Consider the following 19,012-nt stretch of genomic DNA (forward strand, 5'->3'; position numbering starts at 1 on the left):
TTCAAAAATATTATAAACTGCAATTCCAGAAAATTTGGGATTACAGTTTGTTTTTTTGAATGTAATAAAAAATATTCAATGAAATTTACTTCGTCAGCTTGTTATCTCTTGAGTGCCCCATTTCACAAATAGATATACATAATTCGAATCAAGGATCGAAATAAAATAATAATCATCATCAGATTAAACCTAAAAGGTTTTTAAAAACTGCTATTTTTCATTCAATCCAAACAAGTTGTCACTAAACAAAAAAGAGGACTAAAAAGTCCTCTTTTTTGTTTTTATCACTTAACGTTACAATACATAACTATACAGTCTCCTCTATATATTCCGGATCAAATTCCATCGTATCCTCAACCTCAGCTGTTGCTGGTTTTGACGCTTTCAGTGCGTTGAATCGTTCCAATTGCTCTGTTTCTCCTTCTTCTCCACTGAAATAAGGAAAAACATCCATGATCGGAGATTCTGATATTGCTGGAATACTGTACTCACCCATGGTAGTTTTCATAACATGGAGTGTATTATCATAAGCTTCTTTTACATCATTGGCTTGTACCAAAAGATACATATTCGATCGGCGTTCTTTTCCGCTTTCCTCGTCATACGCCATTAAAGAAACTTTTGATTTGAACCAACGATCAGCATTTTCAAAAGGATGTATCTCGGCATAATTAGCCACTTTTATATTTGTGATTTTAAACTCTTCACTAATGTAAGCAGACATTTCTTCATTAATTCTGCTTTCTGCTTCCGTGTAGGACAAGGCATCTACCAAATAAGGTTCTGTCGTAACTTTTTGTCCACCAGTTTCGTCTGTTTTTCTATATTTTACTTTGCATTCGTACCAAATTGTGCTCATCTTTCTTTTTTTTAAGGAAGCCAAAGATAGATTTTACAGCAAATAAAAATCATAATTTAGAAAATAGATATTCACAATTTATTTCTATCAAACCCAACATTCTGTAATTCAAATTAGGTCTTCGAATTCTACAACTATTTTTCAATGCCATCATACGCGTGAAGGATGGAAGCGGCATCTCCTGATTTAGAAAAACAAGGCTTTTTCTGCCGTAGTTTTTGTTAATCGGGAATATAGCGTACAGCCTGACCTCGTTGCTCCAGAAATCTTGTTGCAAACCCAAATGTTGTGCAACGAGGACACGCCCAAATACAACTACTAATGCAATACCACTTTGTCAATGTAAAAATCCTCTCTATCTTTGCTTGTAAAAACCGAATATAAATTAAAATTCTATGGCTACATTTAGCAAACAACTATCCTTTCGTTGGTCTGATTTAGACCCCAATTTTCACTTACGCCATAGTGCTTATTATGATTTTGGAGCGCAGCACCGTGTGGAGATTCTCGCACAATTAGGACTGACATTAAAAGTGATGCAAAAGGAACATGTTGGCCCGATATTATTTCGAGAGGAATGCGTTTTTAGAAAAGAAATCAATCTCTCTGACGAAATAATTATGCAAACCAAAATGGCTAAAATGAAAGCCGATGCTTCTCGCTGGTCTATTGTTCATGAGTTTTACAGAGAAGAGGTTTTGTGCGCCGTAATCACTGTTGATGGGGCTTGGATGGATACCAAACTTAGAAAACTGGCCTCTCCTACTCCACAAATTGTGGTTGATGCATTGAGTACTTTTCCTAAAACAGCCGATTTTATTGCCTTATAATTAATCCAAATTCAATCTCATTATGTTTACCATTGCTCAAATAAAAGAGGCCCATTCCAAAGTACAATCGGGAGCCGATTTCCCTGCCTACATTCAGGAGTTAATTGCATTAGGAGTTCAAGGTTATGACACCTTTGTCAATGACGGTCATGTAGAATATTTTGGTGCCAATAATTTTCGCGCGGTAGCAACTGACACCTATGCCAACATCACTATTGCTCCATTTGCCAACAAGGAACGATTCATTGAATTTTTGGTTATACACCAAGACGGACAAACCGATTACCTCACTTTCTGCAATCATGCCGGGCAATGTGGTATTGCAAAATGGAGCGTGAATATTATAGAAATGACCTGCACTTATTTGGATCAATCAGGTGCTCCCATTTTAATTGAAAAAATCCCGAGTTAGTTATAAAATACAAAAAAGTCACATCTCTAAAGATTTTACTACTGGAGAGTGTACCTTTTGTGTGATTTCAACTTTAATTGCTATTTTCGTTAAACTGAAAATGCGCTGTATTATATTTCCCGACCTGATCAAGCCAGCGTAAAATTGTAAACAACCAATTAATACGGATAAGCTGAAAACCGAAAAGAGTAAGCATCAATTAAATTAAATTGGTAATGAAAAAAATTAAACTTTTAGCATTATTTCTTTTACTTATGAACCTTCTTCATGCTCAAAAAAGCAATTCATATGACCTCACTTTTAATCATGCAGCTTTATCAGTAAAAGAAGTTAACATTTCTGCTGATTTTTACATGAACGTACTCAACTTAAAGGAAATTACGAACCGGACCAAAATGGACGGAATTCGATGGTTTTCTTTAGGTGATAATAAAGAATTACATCTTATATCCACTATAAAGGAAAACTTTACTATCAACAAAGCCATTCACCTTGCTCTAACTACACCAAATTTTGATGATTTTATAATCACACTCGATAAGTTTAACATCATGTATTCTGATTGGCCTGGAGCAGCGCATAAAATAAACATTAGAGCGGATGGTATTAAGCAGGTATTTTTTCAGGATCCAGATGGTTATTGGATTGAGGTTAATAGCGCTGCACAAAAACAATAACCTAAGTACAACTTGAATAATTAAAAAAGGTGGTCTGCTTCCAAACCACCTTTCTACTCTTAAAAAATTCGTATTAAACCAAATCAAAACGATCCAAATTCATCACTTTGTTCCAAGTGGCTACAAAGTCTTTTATGAATTTCTCTTGCGAATCTGCACATCCATAAACCTCAGCAATAGCGCGAAGTTCAGAGTTGGAACCGAAGATCAGGTCAACACGCGTTCCTGTCCACTTCAAAGCACCTGTCTTGCGATCACGACCTTCAAATACTTCTTTAGATTCCGAAGAAGCTTTCCACGTTGTGCCATAATCTAGTAAATTTACGAAAAAGTCGTTAGTCAATATCTCAGGGCGACTCGTAAATACTCCATGTTTAGAATGATCGAAGTTTGCATTCAGAACACGCAAACCACCAACGAGCACTGTCATTTCGGGCGCTGTAAGTGTCAAAAGCTGTGCCTTGTCAACCAACATTTCCTCTGCCGAAACGGTGTATTGGGTTTTCATATAATTTCTGAATCCATCAGCCTCAGGCTCAAGAACACCGAAAGATTCAACATCTGTTTTTTCCTGTGTAGTATCAGTTCTTCCTGGTGTAAAAGGAACAGTTACATTTTGTCCCGCTTGCTGAGCAGCTTTCTCTATTCCTACACCTCCAGCCAGAACAATTAAATCAGCCAGCGATACTTGCTTTCCGCCAGATTGGGCGCTATTGAAAGCTGTCTGAATTGCTTCAAGAGTTACTAACACATTCGAAAGTTGAGTCGGATTATTCACTTTCCAATCCTTTTGCGGAGCAAGACGGATACGGGCTCCATTTGCACCACCGCGTTTATCAGAACCACGAAAAGTCGACGCCGAAGCCCAAGCTGTTGAAACCAATTGAGACACAGATAATCCTGAAGCCAGAATTTTAGACTTCAAATCCGCAATATCATTATCCTCTATTAATTGATGGGTTACCACAGGAACAGGGTCTTGCCAGATGAGCTCTTCGTTTGGCACCTCTGGACCTAGATAACGTGTGATAGGTCCCATATCACGATGAGTCAATTTGAACCATGCACGAGCAAACGCATCGGCAAATTCATCTGGATTTTCATGATAGTGTCTTGAAATTTTCTCATAAATAGGATCTGCTCTCAAGGCAAGATCAGCGGTAAGCATGGTCGGTGCGTGACTCTTTGCCGGATTGTGAGCATCTGGCACGGTACCGGCTCCTGCTCCATCTTTGGGTTTCCACTGATGTGCACCCGCTGGACTTTTCGATAATTCCCATTCAAATTTAAATAAATTTTCAAAGTAATTATTACTCCACTTATTAGGCGTAGTAGTCCAAGCACCTTCTAGCCCACTACCAATAGTATACTCGCCATTTCCGGTGCCAAAAGTATTTTTCCAACCAAGACCTTGTTCCTCAATTCCCGCAGCGGCAGGTTCTGGCCCAACATATACATTTGGATCGGCAGCTCCGTGTGTTTTACCAAAAGTGTGTCCACCTGCGATAAGCGCAACGGTTTCTTCGTCATTCATAGCCATACGCTTGAAAGTCTCCCGAATGTCAATGGCCGAAGCAACTGGGTCAGGATTACCGTTAGGCCCTTCTGGATTCACATAAATCAATCCCATCTGAACGGCTGCCAAAGGATTTTCCAATTCGCGTTCACCCGAATAGCGGTTATCGTCCAACCATTTCCCTTCGGATCCCCAATAAATATCTTCTGCAGGTTCCCAAACATCAGCGCGTCCTCCAGCGTACCCAAAAGTTTTAAAACCCATAGATTCCAATGCGCAGTTTCCGGTAAGAATCAATAAGTCAGCCCAAGAAATTTTCTTTCCATATTTTTGCTTAATAGGCCATAGCAACAAACGAGCCTTGTCCAAATTCACATTGTCTGGCCAACTATTTAATGGTTCAAATCGTTGCGTACCAAAGCCCGCTCCTCCGCGTCCATCCGCAATACGATAGGTACCTGCACTGTGCCACGCCATCCGAATGAAGAATGGCCCATAGTGCCCATAATCTGCTGGCCACCAATCTTGCGAATCTGTCATTAAATCGAAAAGATCTCTCTTAACGGCAGCTAGATCAAGACTCTTGAAAGCCTCGGCATAGTCAAACCCTTCTCCCATTGGATTAGATAATGAAGAGTGTTGACGAAGAATACCTAGTTTTAATTGATTAGGCCACCAGTCACTGTTTCTTGTGCCAGAGCCTGCAGTTTGCTTTGAGCCAGCTCCTGAAAACGGGCATTTGCCTTCCCCGTTTGAATTGACATCGAACGATGCACTCTGATTTTCGTTATTTTCCATAATATGATGATTTTTAAAAACTTACATACGAATTTATTAAATTATTTCTTATCTAAATTATTTTTTCAATAGATAAAATCTATACAAATACGCAAAAACCGCAGTTTAGAATAGTTCTTTACTTTACTGAAATATCTTTTTTTATTTGTATTTTCGTTTAACATAAAACATTCAATTTCTAACGTATCCAACTTTAAAAAAGAGAAACAGTAGTATCATACAAATTGAAAGGAAACCTATGAAAACTGATTTTAAAACTGTTGACGAATACATCTCCACTTTCCCAAAAGAAATTCAATCTCTTTTGGAAAATGTTCGTGCGACAATTAAGAACAAGGCGCCAGAAGCAATTGAAAGTATTTCGTATGGAATGCCCACCTACAAGACAAATGGAAAACCATTGGTCTATTTTGCAGGCTACAAAAATCATATCGGATTTTATGCAACACCAACCGGACATACTGAGTTTGCCAATGAACTTTCCAATTACAAACAAGGAAAAGGTTCGGTTCAGTTCCCTGTTGACCACCCAATTCCATACTGGCTGATAGAACAAATTGTTGTCTTTAGAGTAAAAGAAAATGAACAACAATTTAAAAAATAAAACACTATGCAACACAAAGCCAAATCAATTCGTCCTTTCATTGGATCCACAAATTTTGAAATTTCCCGAAGTTTTTATCAAGATCTAGGTTTTAGAGAGAGCATTTTGGCTCCCAATTTCTCGTATTTCGAAACCGAAGGAATTGGGTTTTATCTACAAGATTACAATTCCAAAGACTGGATTGACAACACTATGCTTTTTTTGGAAGTCGAAGATGTCAATCTGTATTGGGAAGCACTCACTAAATTAAACTTGACCGCCAAATACAAAAGTGCAAAATTCGTCCCAGTACGCGAAATGGATTGGGGCAAAGAATGCTTTATTCATGATCCCTCCGGAATTCTATGGCACATTGGAGAATTCTACAAATAATTTGGAGCCAGTTCCTGCTGTCCACTGTATTCCCGATTAACAAAAACTACGGCAAAAAAGCCTTGTTTTCATAAATCGGGAGATGCCGTTCCCATCAGGGCTAGGGCATTGTTTTTCAAAAGAACAGTTATTTCTAAAATATATAAAAAACTAAATAACAAATAATGTACAAATTAAATGATTCAAAAAAACATTAAGCAAAGCAAAAAATAGAAGATCTAAAATTTTCGGTGTCGCCCTGATGGTTTTGAGCAAGGGTTAAGGATTATAGAATGATAAAAAATTATATTACTGTTTTTAATCGTATTTTTGTCCCACCGAAAATACTCGTTTTCATTGATTGCAAACGGTCAAACAATGTGAACACTAAAAAACATAAAACACTCATGTTTAATCACATAAAAACCAAAAAAATTACAATCACTACTTTTTTAGTATTAAGCCCAGCATCAATTGTATCGGCTATTTTTTTTTATATTGAGAGGAATCTAGATTATGTTAAATAAAAAGGAAGTGAAAATGAGGGGAAATTCAGCCACAAGCTGGACTATATGTCCCGAATGTAAGGGACGCGGTAAAAAAAGTCGAGGACTCAGCATGAAGGTGCGACGCCAATATAAGAAGGCATTAGATCAATTTGAAAAAATGAACAGCGAAGGGACGGCCCCAATGCATCCTGCGGGTCACCTATACATCTGCTTGAACTGTTCCGGATCTGGTTTAATTCATTCTGCCGATCCTCCTATACCAGATAAAGAAAACTACCCACATGTTGCTATTATTGGCGGTGGTATAGGAGGCGTGGCTCTAGCTGTGGCCTGCTTGCACCGCAGAATCCCCTTTACACTTTATGAACGCGATAGTAACTTTGATGCTCGATCTCAAGGATATGGACTTACTTTGCAACAAGCAAGTAAAGCAATAGAAGGATTGGGTATTTTCTCGTTAGAAGAAGGAGTCATTTCAACAAGGCATGTGGTTCATACGACAGAAGGAAAAATAATAGGTGAATGGGGAGTGAGAAAATGGACGCAGTCAGATGTGAAAACATATCCGAAACGTACCAATGTGCATATCGCACGTCAGTCTTTGCGCTTAGCACTACTTAAGCAACTGGGCGGAAATGACACATTACAATGGGGGCACCAGTTAGTCCATTTTAAGGAATGTGAGGATGAAGGTATTGAACTGACCTTTGAAGTGGATGGAAAAATTAAGAACGCGAAGGCAGACATTGTGGTTGGAGCTGATGGTATTCGTAGTTCGGTGCGAAGGTTGCTCATTGGTGAACATGTTACCCCTTTACGTTACCTAGGCTGTATCGTAATATTGGGTATTTGTCCTTTGAGGTCTCTCGATGGTCTTACTAATTCTTTGCTGGATTCGGCTACTGTATTTCAAACCGCCAACGGCACTGAACGAATCTACATGATGCCTTATACGTCAGACTCGGTGATGTGGCAACTTAGCTTCCCAATGCCCGAAGAAGAGGCTAAGGTACTAAGCGCTCGAGGACCTCAAGCACTCAAGGAAGAAGCGTGTCTCAGAACGCAGTGGCACGATCCCATTCCTCAGATTTTAGCGGCGACACTACAAACTCAGATTTCTGGCTATCCTGTTTATGACCGTGAATTGCTTGAGTTAGAATTACTGAAAAAAGGAGGAAAAGTTACCCTGATCGGAGATGCAGCTCATCCAATGAGTCCATTCAAAGGACAGGGGGCAAATCAAGCGCTGCTGGATGCACTCACACTGGCTCGGGGAATTTCAAAAGGATGCAGAACTGCATCGCAATGGAGAAAAACTGGACTGAGAGAAAGTGTATTAACGGAGTTTGAATCAGAAATGTTACAACGCTCTGCCACCAAAGTGAAAGATTCCGCCGCCGCCGCAGAGTTCCTACATTCCGAAATTGTACTTCATAAGGGGGATGAACCTAGAGGACGGTGTCTAAAGAAAAAAGACGATTTACAGTGAGAATTTGTTCAAAATGAGATACAATGCGAATTAAACCCCAAAGCTCTTGTGATAAGTAATTTATACTCTCTCGACAAAGAATAAACCTAACAAATCCAAAATAAAAGTCTTTGTTCGAATAACTATCGAAATAATACTTTCACTGGCGCTCGTTTGCAACGAGTGCCAACATTACTTTATAACCAAATCATAGCGATTAGAATAAGAGTATTTCAACCTCAAGATCTTGAATTAACTAATCTGCTTTGTTTTTCCTAAGTATTTGCAACTACTCAATACTCAAAAACCATCCTATGCCGTCACTTGCAGGAAGGATGGAAGCGGCATCTCCCAATATTGAAAAACAAGGTTTTTTTACCTTAGTTTTTGTTAAGGGTAATACAGCGTTCCAAAAGCTTTCGAGAAGACTGAACTTCTTGCTCCAATTATTATATAGATTATTAAAGTCTTCTACAACAGAAATACACCCAAATCCAGTTCTATATTTGTTCAGAATCGAATTACTGCTTATTAAAAATAATTCTATTTTAGAAAAAAAACAAAAAAATAAGTATTTAAATTAAGTATTTATACGTATGTTTGCGTAGTAATACTTAATTAACAGATTATGATTAATGTGATAGTAGTCGGAAACGGCATGGTAGGTTATAAATTTTGCGAGAAATTCATTTCGAAATCTGGGCAAGAAAATTATCAAATTACAGTATTTGGAGAAGAACCAAGACGCGCGTATGACAGAGTTCACTTGAGTGAATACTTTGCAGGAAAGACCGCTGATGATCTGTCTCTATCAACGACATCGTGGTATGAAGACAACAATATCATATTAAACACATCGGAGTTAATTACGGATATTAACAGAGAACAAAAAACAATACATACGCACTTAGAAAAAACGTATGAGTATGATTACTTAGTTTTGGCTACAGGATCTGCTGCTTTTGTACCACCAATTGACGGGGTAGAAAAAGAAGGTGTTTTTGTTTACAGAACCATAGAGGACTTAGATGCTATTATGGCTTACGCCAAAAAAATAAAAGCCAATGGATCTACCGAAGCGGCTGTTCTTGGTGGTGGATTATTAGGATTAGAAGCGGCAAAAGCAGTGCGTGACTTAGGATTAAATCCACATGTAGTTGAATTTGCCCCTCGATTAATGCCAAGACAATTAGACAAAGGGGCTAGTGATATGCTTCAATCCAAAATAGAAGAACTTAATATTGGCATTCATCTGAATAAAGCAACACAATACATCGCTGGTGAAGAAAACATAAAAGGGATGATGTTTGCTGATGATGAATTGTTAAACGTAGATATGTTGGTTATATCAGCTGGCATAAAACCTCGAGACGAACTAGGAAGAGTTTCCGGACTTGAAGTAGGCATTAGAGGCGGAATCGTAGTCAATAATAAAATGCAAACATCAGATCCTAGTATTTACGCCATCGGTGAGGTCGCTTTATACAATCAAATGATTTACGGACTTGTAGCTCCTGGTTACGAAATGGCCGATGTTGCCGCCGAGCAAATCCTCAAAGGGGACAAAACGATGAGAGAAACCATCGATATGTCAACTCAATTGAAATTGATTGGAGTTGAAGTTGCGAGTTTTGGTGATCCATTTATCGAAAATGAAAATGTTACTGCTATTGTTTACGAAAACAAATTCAGCGGCATTTACAAAAGAATCAATGTCACCAAAGACGGAAAAACATTATTGGGAGGGATCCTTGTTGGAGATTCATCTGATTACAATGGTTTGTTCCAAATTTATGCCAACGCAATGGCTTTACCTGCAAATCCTGAAGATTTAATTCTTGGCTCACGTGGTGGTGAAGGATCTACTTTAGGAAGCGCAGCCGACTTACCTGATACAGCAGTAATCTGTTCTTGTGAAAACGTGACCAAAGGTGCAATTTGTTGTTCGCTTATTGAAGGAACTGCAAGTACTTTTGGCGATGTAGTAAAGTTAACTAAAGCAACTTCAGGTTGTGGTGGTTGTAAACCAATGGTGGTCGACATTGTAAAAGCCACCCAAAAATCACTTGGAAAAGAAGTTAAAGACACTATTTGTGAGCACTTTAATTACACCAGACAAGAATTATTTGATATTGTAAAAATCAATAAATACACCAATTATTATGAAGTAATCGATCATCACGGAAATGGCGATGGTTGCGAAGTTTGTAAACCAGTAGTCGCTTCGATCTTCTCAAGTATCTACAACGACACGGCCAACAAACACGTTACCACCCAAGATACCAACGACCGATTCTTGGCCAATATTCAAAGAAATGGAACCTACTCTGTTGTACCTAGAGTTGCCGGTGGCGAAATCACTGCCGAAAAACTAATCGTAATAGGTGAAGTAGCCAAACAATTTGATTTATATACAAAAATCACAGGAGCACAACGTGTCGATTTATTTGGAGCCCACTTAGATGATTTACCTAAAATCTGGAAAATATTAATCGACAATGGTTTTGAAAGCGGTCACGCTTACGGAAAATCATTAAGAGCCGTAAAAAGTTGCGTAGGTAATGCTTGGTGCCGCTACGGAATGGACGATAGTGCTGGTTTTGCGATTGAACTTGAAAATCGTTACAAAGGGATTCGTGCACCTCACAAAATAAAAGGTGGCGTTTCGGCCTGTATTCGTGAATGTGCCGAAGCTAGAGGAAAAGATTTTGGTTTAATCGCCGTAGAAGGTGGTTGGAATCTTTACATCTGCGGAAATGGTGGTGCCAATCCAAAACACGCTGTATTATTGGCCGAACAAATTGACAAAGCAACTGTTATAAAATACTTAGACCGTTTCTTGATGTACTATATCCGTACTGCAGGGCCATTGGTTCGAACAGCCACTTGGCTTGACAAACTGGAAGGCGGAATGGATTACCTAAAAGAAGTCATCATTTTTGATCGTCTAGGAATTTGTGAAGCACTGGAAACCGAAATGGACTCACTAGTAGGTACTTTTGAATGTGAATGGAAACAAGTATTGGAAAAACCAAGATTGATGAAACGTTTCAGCCATTTTGTGAATTCAGATGAGAAAGATGACAACATTGAATACGTACCATTAAGAGATCAAAAAATGCCAAGACCTTGGTAAAATAACAATAAAAAAAATAACATTTCTAATCTTGGCTTCGTTACTCCTCAGAGCGGAGCTGGGATCAGAAAAAAAACTAAATCCCATGGAAGAACTATTAAATCAATACGAAACCGTAAACTTAAGCGCAGTAAAAACTTGGTTCAAAGCCGGAAACATCAAAGATTTTCCAAGCAATAGAGGCGGATGCATTAAATACAAAAACAAACAAATTGCTATTTTTAACTTCGAAAGAAGAAACGAATGGTATGCGTGTCAAAATGCCTGTCCACACAAAATGGAAATGGTGTTATCAAGAGGAATAACGGGTTCAGCAGATGGCGTTCCAAAAATTGCCTGCCCAATGCACAAAAAAACATTCTCATTAGTAGACGGATCCAATCTAAATGGTGATGATTATAAAATTGCAACTTATCCCGTAAAAATTGAAGGAGATGAAGTATTCGTTGGGTTTTTAGAATAATGTAGATGCATAAATGTTTCAAAATAAAGCATACAATTACTTCACTATACTTATAATTTAATAGGTGTTCCGTGAACCTCGTTTTCTCTTGTTCTTTTACCTTTTTCTTTGTTAAAAAATATTTCAATAGCCCAACTATTCAATTATTTTTTGCCTTGAAAAAGGTAAAATAACTTCGTTAAATTTTGTATACCTTATTTCAAAACCTTTACTATATTTGAACATATACTTTTTCAAATGAAAACAATACCTTTTTTAAACGCCAGCGCGTGGATTGATGCTGAAAACGAAGCCGATCCAAACAACGAAATATACCAAGACGTAACCTATCCGAAAGAATTATTATATTCGGACAGAATGTATGAAAAGCTAATGACTTTTCAACCCTCAGCTTCAGAAGCAGTTCAAATTGCCGCAAAAGCACAACATATTTGCCGTTGGAAAATGCCTAGGGAAACGTATCCAATGGATCGCGTGGGTTATTTAAAATGGAGAGAAGATTTGAAAAAATTTCACTCCAAAACCACAGCCGATATATTGAAAAAAGCAGGCTATGATGATACATTTATTGACCGCGTTTCTTTCTTGATCGAGAAAAAATTACTTAAAAAAGATGAAGAAACACAACTCCTCGAAGATGTTATTTGTTTGGTGTTTCTAGAATTCTACTTGAATCCGTTTGTACACAAACACGATACCGAAAAACTGAAAAATATCATTCTGAAAACCTGGAATAAAATGTCGGACAAAGGACACCAAGAAGCTTTAAAAATAAACTTCAGTCCCGAAAACTTTCAGTTGATAAAAGACGCTTTAGGATTGTAAATTGATCAAAATTATTTTTTTTTACCAACGTATTTACAAAAAAAACGAACTGCAACTCGAATTCGAAAAATAGTTACGGTCTTTTATATGAAAAAAAAATCCAAAGTATCCTTTGATAAAATCTCTTTTATAAAATTAAGGCGGATGTATCTATTCGCCTTAATTACAATTGCGATAACGGTACTTTTAAGTCAATTGCTTATTCAATACAATCTTAATAGCCAGCTTAGCGATTCTAAAATCATAAACATTTCGGGAAAACAAAGAATGCTCAGCCAAAAACTGACGAAAGAAGTTTTAATTCTGAATTTCATAACCGACTCTTTACACAAAGAGAAACAAATAGATCGCATTTCTAAAACCATTTCACAATGGAAATTCAATCATTATTCATTAGTAAATGGAAATGATAGCTTGGGTTTTCCCAAAGAAAAGTCACCAATTCTAGCTAAGCACTTCGAAAATTTAAAACCAAATTTCGATATCATAATTAAGGCAACCAATACATTTTTGGCCAACAAGAAGCAAAATATAAACGACCAGGAAAATCAAAAACTGGTTCAAACCATTCTCGAAAATGAAACTGTTTTCCTTTCGAAAATGAATCAAATTGTTAGCGAATATGATACAGAAGCACTAGAAAAAGTAACCCTGCAACGCAAAACAGAATATGGCATTCTTGCATTTACTTTATTGGTTTTATTCCTCGAATTTTTATTCATTTTCAAACCCACCAACAAGAAAGTTGAATTACTTATTTCCAACTTACTGTCTTCGGAAAGGAAAGCATTGAAATTGGCTCAAGACACTGAAATCATTAGCGAAGCAAAAGAAAATTCGGTTAAAGAACTAAAATCCCTCAATTATGCAATGGAGAACACCCTACTCTACTGCCGAATTGCAACAGACGGAACCATCATTCATATTGGTGAAAAATTTGCAAAACTACTGCAATATAATCCATTTCTTTCCGATAAAAAATTTGGCCAAGTACTGACTCCTATAGAGAAAGAACAAATTATTATCGACCGTATCGTACTCGAAAACCACCGCAGAGGCTGGCAAGGAGAATTGAACATTACCACTCGAAACGAACAAACGCTTTGGCTGGATTTATCGATGGTGCCAGTTACGATAAAAAGAGACGAATCGGAACTATTGATTATTTGCTTTGACATTACCGAACGTAAAAAAGCGGTTCAGGAAGTCGAGCGTCTGAATGCGGCCAACATTGCTGACAAACTGAACCAACAAAAAGTAATTTCGAGCAAGATTGTCGAAAATCAGGAAAACGAACAAAATAGAATTGCCCGAGAAATCCACGATGGAATAGGACAAATGCTGACGGGATTAAAATTCAGCCTTGAAAGCATCAACCTCGACGACAAAGAAAAAGCCACCATAAAAATTGAATACTTAAAAAAGCTGGCTCTCGATATTATCAAAGGAGTTCGCACCGCAACTTTCAATTTGATGCCTCCAGAATTGAGCGATCACGGAATCAACTCAGCTCTTGCCAAACTGACCCAAGAACTTTCAAAACTTACCGGAAAGAACATTCTTTTTTACAACAAAACCGACTTCAATAGTAGACTGGATTCATTAATCGAAATCAATATTTATCGATTGACGCAAGAAGCCATCAACAATGCCATTAAATATGCCGATTCTACCCATATTATAGTGCAACTTTCGCATAGCGCCACACTGCTCAGCATCACTGTTGATGACAACGGAAAAGGATTTGACATTAATGCCGTGGAAAAAAAGCGAAACAGTGAATCCGGAATGGGCTTGCTCTTTATGAAAGAAAGAATTCAATACATCAATGGCCGTGTTTTCTTTAACTCTATTCCAAATGAAGGAACAAGAATCACGTTTAATATTCCGATTTAAAAACTATTAAGGTGTGCCAACATAAAGAGAAGAAACCTAATTATGAAACCGGATATTCGGTTCCTTCTCTATATGCTGTCTCCCGATAGCTATCGAAAATCCGCCTATTCAGCAGCCCGCTTTTATCCCAATGTCATTAAGTTAAGAGATTTTAGATTTAGGATTAACGATTTTTGATTTCCGATTTGGTGTTACTTAATATTTTATTGTCGATTTTACGACGCAAAGTACATCTACAATCAAAAATCGTTAATCAAAAATCAGCAATTATTTTATCAATTATTCCTTAACTTAATGGCATTAGCTTCGATCCTTCACGCAACTCTGCAACTTAAAACAACAATTTACAATAAAGAGCCTTATAAAGGTTTGCCTTTTTTAAATTTCTTTTTGTTATTGAAATTGTTATTGAAATTTAAAAAATACGTATCTTAGCATTCAAATTAGATGAATATACTTAAAAAATTAAGTGTTGAACAATAAGTACATTATGAATAATACAATTCGAGTAGTTCTTGCAGACGACCACGTATTTGTGAGAGATGGCATTAAATCATTGTTAGAAAACGAAGCCAATATTACTGTTGTAGGCGAAGCCACAGACGGTCTTGAAGCATTAACTTTAATTGACAGTCTCCAACCCGATTTACTTATTCTCGATATCAGAATGCCAAATATGACGGGTATTGAAGTCGTAGAACAACTAAGAAGCAAAAACAATTTGGTAAAAATTGTGATGCTTTCCATGCATGAATCCGAGGAATACGTATTAAAATCCATTCAAGCGGGTGCTGACGGATACTTACTTAAAGGATCCAGCAAAGAGGAATTTTTAAAAGCACTCCATACGGTTGCCAATGGCGGAAAATATTTTAGCGGAGACATTTCTTCTATATTAATTGGGCAATTGACCAATCCCACATTTACTGCGGAACCCAAACAATCCTTAGGTGAAGAGCAATTAATCACCAAAAGAGAAAAAGAAATCCTAAAACTTTTGCTTACAGGAAAAGGAAACAAGGAAATAGCAGAAGCGCTAGACATCAGTAAAAGAACTGCCGAAGTGCATCGATTCAATTTGATGAAAAAATTAAAAGTAAAAAACCTGATGGAGCTTTCGAATAAAGCAACGGAGTATTCACTTTTGTAATAATAGATTGATAGTATTTTAGATTATTAAGTTTCTAAAATCTTGGCCTCTTTAATATTTAGCTTATAAAATACGTATAAATACTTAATTTTTATTAAAAGACTGCGAAAACGCAGCTTTTAAATACGATATACTACTTAGTTTTGTAAAAAAAATAAGTATTATGTCAACAACAAACTCCCTTTCACAATCACACCGTATTTTATTTTTAAACACATTGGCCTTTACGGTATGCTTCGCCTGCTGGACTCTTAACGGAGTTCTGGTAACATTCTTAGTAGATAACGGAATTTTCAAATGGGACGTTGTCCAAGTAGGATGGCTTTTAGGAATTCCAATTTTAACAGGATCTGTAATGCGTTTACCAATAGGCATGCTAACCGATAAATTTGGCGGTAAATACGTATTTTCTTTATTACTTCTCCTCTGCTCTATTCCTTTGTTCTTATTGCCATTTGCAGATAGTTTTTTCATGTTTGCGTTGCTAAGTTTTTTCTTTGGTATGGTTGGAACCAGTTTTGCAGTAGGTATTGGCTTCACCTCCATTTGGTACCCAAAAGAATGGCAAGGAAGAGCTTTGGGAATATTTGGAATGGGTAATGCCGGTGCTGCCATCACCACGTTTTTAGCACCATCATTATTAAATGAATTCTCCGTATCTGATCCTCAAAATGGATGGAAACTACTACCTGTAATCTATGGTGCAGCATTAGTCGTAATTGGCATTATTTTTTTAATTTTTACCAAAAACAAGAAACAAGAAAACCAAACCAAAAGTGTTAGTCAAATGTTACAATCCTTAAAAAGCACCAGAGTTTGGAGATTTGGAGCCTATTACTTCTTAGTCTTTGGATGTTTCGTTGCCTATTCACAATGGCTGCTTCCTAACTTTATGAATGTTTATCAAACAAGCCTGGTTATGGGCGGCATGTTTGCGACCATGTTTAGCTTACCGTCGGGAGTTATTCGTGCTTTTGGAGGTTTCTTATCGGACAAGTTTGGAGCTAGAAAAGTTATGTATTGGGTATTGAGCTCATCAGTTATCCTCAGTGCTTTACTAATGGTACCAAAAATGGACATTACAACCTCAGGACCTGGTGTGATGGCTACAAAAAAAGGAATCATCACTGCCGTAACAAGCACACTTGTGAAAGTAGGAGAAAAAGAATTTCCGGTTAACTTAAAAGTAAATAAACCGATTGAAAACACCATTTTCCCAACACGTAATTCTTGGCAAGAAATAATTGTTAATCAGAACCAAGAAGTTAAGAAAAAAGAACTTATTGCAAAGGGAGTCACAGCCATACATTTCAGTGCCAATATGTGGGTCTATCTGGTACTGGTTATCCTAATCGGGATTTCATGGGGCATTGGTAAAGCTGCTGTTTACAAACACATCCCTGAATATTTCCCTACCGAAGTTGGAGTTGTAGGTGGAATGGTAGGCATGATCGGCGGACTTGGCGGCTTCTTTGGACCAATCATATTTGGGTATTTATTGACCGCCACAGGAATCTGGTCAAGCTCTTGGATCTTTATATTGTTGTTATCTGCCCTATGTTTGATTTGGATGCATGTTACTGTTACCAAAATCATGAATGAAAAACAACCAATCTTATCCAAAGAAATGGACAGAAAATAGTATTCCTTTTTTTAACTTGTGTCTAGCTGCTCCCATAAATGCCATTTTGGGAGCAGTTTTTTTATTAAGTACCACAACCAAACTAGTTATTTTTTTTCAAAAGGTACAATCACTATTTCTACATATTAGATTTTAACTTACTTAAAAACAGTAATGGAAATGAAAATTCTTCTTTTTACAAATCCTTTTCTAAGATTTAAATATAAAGAATACCTTATAATTTCAATTTCCTCAAAAATAAACTAATACGTAATTTAAATTTCAAAAAATAAGTAGTATTACGTATTTTTACTGAAGTATTAACAAACAAACCAAAGACCATGAAAAAAGCAACCCTACAATTATTTACGCTAATATTAATAGTATTTACTGCTTCTAGCTTTAAAAATGGAACCAGTAGTGTCCCTATTTTAAAAAGAGAAATTACAAATCCACCGAAAACTAAAAAATTAGCATTAGAAAAACCTAATCTAACTATTGGGTTCATCAAACTAACTGATATGGCTCCGCTTGCTATTGCAAAGTTCTTAGGCTATTTTGACGATGAAGGACTGGAAGTAAACTTAATAGCGCAAGCAAACTGGCGAGATATTTTAGACAAAGTAATTGACAATCAATTAGACGGAGCACAGATGCTGGCTGGACAACCCATTGCAGCAGCGGTAGGATGTGGAAGACAAGCCCAACTGGTAACCATCTATTCCATGGATTTGAACGGCAATGCCATAACCGTATCCAATACTATCTGGTCAAAAATAAAAGACAGCATCCCCGAAGAATATGGCAGACCTGTGCATCCTATTCCATCGTATGCTTTGAAGCCAGCCTTAAATTATTATAAAAAAATGAACAAACCATTTACTTTTGGTATTGTTGCGGCTTATTCAACCCATAATTATCAATTAAGATATTGGCTGGCGGCTGGCGGTATAAATCCCGGATTTTATAATAACAATAATATTCAAGGAAACAAAGGAAATACAGAAGGCGATGTACTACTAAATATTACTGCTCCACCACAAATGCCTGAAACATTAAAAACAGGAACTATAGATGGATACTGTGTGGGAGAGCCCTGGAATCAACAAGCAGTTGAAGAAACTATCGGTGTCCCCATAGTGACCAGCAGAGAAATTTGGAAAAACCACCCTGAAAAAGTCTTTGTGATGACCAAAGAATTTATTTCCAAATATCCAAATACTGCCATTGCCATTACAAAGGCTTAAATTAAAGCGGGCAAATGGCTTGATAATCCCGAAAACCGAAAAGAAGCCACGCGTATCTTATCAAAATCAGCTTATGTCGATGGTAACAAACATGTAATTGACAATTCGATGCTCGGAACTTTTGAGTTTGAAAAAGGGGATGTACGATCTGTTCCTGATTTTAATGTTTTCTTTAAATACAATGCCACTTACCCCTATTATTCAGATGGAATTTGGTACATGACTCAGATGAAGCGTTGGGGACAAATCACAGAATCAAAATCTGATGACTGGTACTTCACCAAAATCAAAGAAGTTTACAGACCTGATATTTGGAATAGAGCTGCAAAATTTTTACTCGAAGAAGGATTTATTACAGAGACCGATATACCTTACACAGATGGATTCAAACCTGCAACTAATGATTTTATTGACAATATGAGTTACGATGGAAAAAAACCTGTCGAATACATTAATGGGTTCAAAATTGGTCTAAAAAATTAATCCACTATTGTAAGTTCTCTTAATACGAAACAACTCGATACCCCAAAAATAAATTTCCTAATTCTAAAAACTTGATGCAATTAGAAAATGCATCAAGTTTTTTTTCGTCAAATAAAAAATTACAACTACTTGATAACAAAGAAAATTTGTTCTCAGATCGCGTGAGT

Annotated in this window: 17 protein-coding genes; 15 read left to right on the top strand and 2 right to left on the bottom strand. The window is 37.0% G+C overall.

Annotated elements, in window-relative coordinates; all coding sequences use genetic code 11:
• Window positions 1–307: 307 nt before the first annotated feature.
• Window positions 308–859 (bottom strand): DUF4494 domain-containing protein, encoded by a 552-nt coding sequence (locus KZH69_RS16500; RefSeq protein WP_219318579.1) that lies wholly within the window; start codon window positions 857–859, stop codon window positions 308–310.
• Between the two features lie 395 nt (window positions 860–1,254).
• On the opposite strand from KZH69_RS16500, the gene KZH69_RS16505 reads away from it, so the two are divergent.
• The 3 genes from KZH69_RS16505 to KZH69_RS16515 all read left to right on the top strand — a co-directional run bounded on the left by KZH69_RS16505 (window position 1,255) and on the right by KZH69_RS16515 (window position 2,778).
• Entirely contained in the window at window positions 1,255–1,689 is a 435-nt protein-coding gene (locus KZH69_RS16505) for an acyl-CoA thioesterase (protein WP_219318580.1), read from the top strand.
• Between the two features lie 22 nt (window positions 1,690–1,711).
• Window positions 1,712–2,101 (top strand): DUF1398 domain-containing protein, encoded by a 390-nt coding sequence (locus KZH69_RS16510; RefSeq protein ID WP_219318581.1) that lies wholly within the window; start codon window positions 1,712–1,714, stop codon window positions 2,099–2,101.
• Window positions 2,102–2,316: 215 nt separating this feature from the next.
• Complete coding sequence (locus tag KZH69_RS16515; protein WP_255558342.1) at window positions 2,317–2,778, top strand: VOC family protein; 462 nt, start codon at window positions 2,317–2,319, stop codon at window positions 2,776–2,778.
• 73 nt (window positions 2,779–2,851) lie between these two features.
• Here the strand turns inward: KZH69_RS16515 and katG are convergent, their stop codons facing one another.
• Window positions 2,852–5,092 (bottom strand): catalase/peroxidase HPI, encoded by a 2,241-nt coding sequence (gene katG, locus KZH69_RS16520; RefSeq protein WP_219318582.1) that lies wholly within the window; start codon window positions 5,090–5,092, stop codon window positions 2,852–2,854.
• Between the two features lie 238 nt (window positions 5,093–5,330).
• Here katG and KZH69_RS16525 point away from each other — a divergent pair, with 238 nt between their 5' ends.
• From KZH69_RS16525 to KZH69_RS20720, 12 genes are all read left to right on the top strand, one after another.
• Window positions 5,331–5,696, top strand: a complete 366-nt coding sequence (locus KZH69_RS16525; RefSeq protein WP_219318583.1) for an iron chaperone — start codon at window positions 5,331–5,333, stop codon at window positions 5,694–5,696.
• Window positions 5,697–5,702: 6 nt separating this feature from the next.
• Window positions 5,703–6,068 carry a VOC family protein gene (locus KZH69_RS16530; protein ID WP_219318584.1) on the top strand — a complete coding sequence of 122 codons (366 nt, stop codon included), beginning with the start codon at window positions 5,703–5,705 and terminating at the stop codon, window positions 6,066–6,068.
• 519 nt (window positions 6,069–6,587) lie between these two features.
• Entirely contained in the window at window positions 6,588–8,045 is a 1,458-nt protein-coding gene (locus KZH69_RS16535; protein ID WP_255558346.1) for an FAD-dependent oxidoreductase, read from the top strand.
• A gap of 293 nt (window positions 8,046–8,338) precedes the next feature.
• Window positions 8,339–8,608, top strand: a complete 270-nt coding sequence (locus KZH69_RS16540) for a hypothetical protein (RefSeq protein WP_219318586.1) — start codon at window positions 8,339–8,341, stop codon at window positions 8,606–8,608.
• Between the two features lie 44 nt (window positions 8,609–8,652).
• Entirely contained in the window at window positions 8,653–11,160 is a 2,508-nt protein-coding gene (gene nirB / locus KZH69_RS16545) for a nitrite reductase large subunit NirB (RefSeq protein WP_219318587.1), read from the top strand.
• A gap of 85 nt (window positions 11,161–11,245) precedes the next feature.
• On the top strand, window positions 11,246–11,623 hold the full coding sequence (nirD, locus tag KZH69_RS16550) for a nitrite reductase small subunit NirD (RefSeq protein WP_219318588.1): 378 nt from the start codon (window positions 11,246–11,248) through the stop codon (window positions 11,621–11,623).
• A gap of 237 nt (window positions 11,624–11,860) precedes the next feature.
• Entirely contained in the window at window positions 11,861–12,448 is a 588-nt protein-coding gene (locus KZH69_RS16555) for a DUF4202 domain-containing protein (RefSeq protein ID WP_219318589.1), read from the top strand.
• Between the two features lie 144 nt (window positions 12,449–12,592).
• Window positions 12,593–14,344: a sensor histidine kinase gene (locus KZH69_RS16560; protein WP_255558350.1), complete on the top strand. Its 1,752-nt coding sequence runs from the start codon at window positions 12,593–12,595 to the stop codon at window positions 14,342–14,344.
• A 490-nt stretch (window positions 14,345–14,834) separates the two neighbouring features.
• On the top strand, window positions 14,835–15,494 hold the full coding sequence (locus KZH69_RS16565) for a response regulator (RefSeq protein WP_219318591.1): 660 nt from the start codon (window positions 14,835–14,837) through the stop codon (window positions 15,492–15,494).
• Window positions 15,495–15,657: 163 nt separating this feature from the next.
• Window positions 15,658–17,136, top strand: a complete 1,479-nt coding sequence (locus KZH69_RS16570; RefSeq protein WP_219318592.1) for an MFS transporter — start codon at window positions 15,658–15,660, stop codon at window positions 17,134–17,136.
• Window positions 17,137–17,456: 320 nt separating this feature from the next.
• Window positions 17,457–18,362, top strand: coding sequence for a CmpA/NrtA family ABC transporter substrate-binding protein (locus tag KZH69_RS16575; RefSeq protein WP_369410671.1), 906 nt, complete (start codon window positions 17,457–17,459; stop codon window positions 18,360–18,362).
• A 108-nt stretch (window positions 18,363–18,470) separates the two neighbouring features.
• Complete coding sequence (locus tag KZH69_RS20720) at window positions 18,471–18,845, top strand: hypothetical protein (RefSeq protein WP_369410672.1); 375 nt, start codon at window positions 18,471–18,473, stop codon at window positions 18,843–18,845.
• Window positions 18,846–19,012 lie beyond the last annotated feature (167 nt).

Origin of the sequence: Flavobacterium taihuense, assembly GCF_019351435.1 — a bacterium.
Classification (GTDB): Bacteria; Bacteroidota; Bacteroidia; order Flavobacteriales; family Flavobacteriaceae; genus Flavobacterium; species Flavobacterium taihuense.

Bases quoted from the DNA above. Each gene is read 5' to 3' on its own strand.
- KZH69_RS16500 (WP_219318579.1), bottom strand. From the start codon at position 859: ATGAGCACAATTTGGTACGAATGCAAAGTAAAATATAGAAAAACAGAC.
- KZH69_RS16505 (WP_219318580.1), top strand. From the start codon at position 1,255: ATGGCTACATTTAGCAAACAACTATCCTTTCGTTGGTCTGATTTAGAC.
- KZH69_RS16510 (WP_219318581.1), top strand. From the start codon at position 1,712: ATGTTTACCATTGCTCAAATAAAAGAGGCCCATTCCAAAGTACAATCG.
- KZH69_RS16515 (WP_255558342.1), top strand. From the start codon at position 2,317: ATGAAAAAAATTAAACTTTTAGCATTATTTCTTTTACTTATGAACCTT.
- katG (WP_219318582.1), bottom strand. From the start codon at position 5,092: ATGGAAAATAACGAAAATCAGAGTGCATCGTTCGATGTCAATTCAAAC.
- KZH69_RS16525 (WP_219318583.1), top strand. From the start codon at position 5,331: ATGAAAACTGATTTTAAAACTGTTGACGAATACATCTCCACTTTCCCA.
- KZH69_RS16530 (WP_219318584.1), top strand. From the start codon at position 5,703: ATGCAACACAAAGCCAAATCAATTCGTCCTTTCATTGGATCCACAAAT.
- KZH69_RS16535 (WP_255558346.1), top strand. From the start codon at position 6,588: ATGAGGGGAAATTCAGCCACAAGCTGGACTATATGTCCCGAATGTAAG.
- KZH69_RS16540 (WP_219318586.1), top strand. From the start codon at position 8,339: ATGCCGTCACTTGCAGGAAGGATGGAAGCGGCATCTCCCAATATTGAA.
- nirB (WP_219318587.1), top strand. From the start codon at position 8,653: ATGATTAATGTGATAGTAGTCGGAAACGGCATGGTAGGTTATAAATTT.
- nirD (WP_219318588.1), top strand. From the start codon at position 11,246: ATGGAAGAACTATTAAATCAATACGAAACCGTAAACTTAAGCGCAGTA.
- KZH69_RS16555 (WP_219318589.1), top strand. From the start codon at position 11,861: ATGAAAACAATACCTTTTTTAAACGCCAGCGCGTGGATTGATGCTGAA.
- KZH69_RS16560 (WP_255558350.1), top strand. From the start codon at position 12,593: ATGTATCTATTCGCCTTAATTACAATTGCGATAACGGTACTTTTAAGT.
- KZH69_RS16565 (WP_219318591.1), top strand. From the start codon at position 14,835: ATGAATAATACAATTCGAGTAGTTCTTGCAGACGACCACGTATTTGTG.
- KZH69_RS16570 (WP_219318592.1), top strand. From the start codon at position 15,658: ATGTCAACAACAAACTCCCTTTCACAATCACACCGTATTTTATTTTTA.
- KZH69_RS16575 (WP_369410671.1), top strand. From the start codon at position 17,457: ATGAAAAAAGCAACCCTACAATTATTTACGCTAATATTAATAGTATTT.
- KZH69_RS20720 (WP_369410672.1), top strand. From the start codon at position 18,471: ATGCTCGGAACTTTTGAGTTTGAAAAAGGGGATGTACGATCTGTTCCT.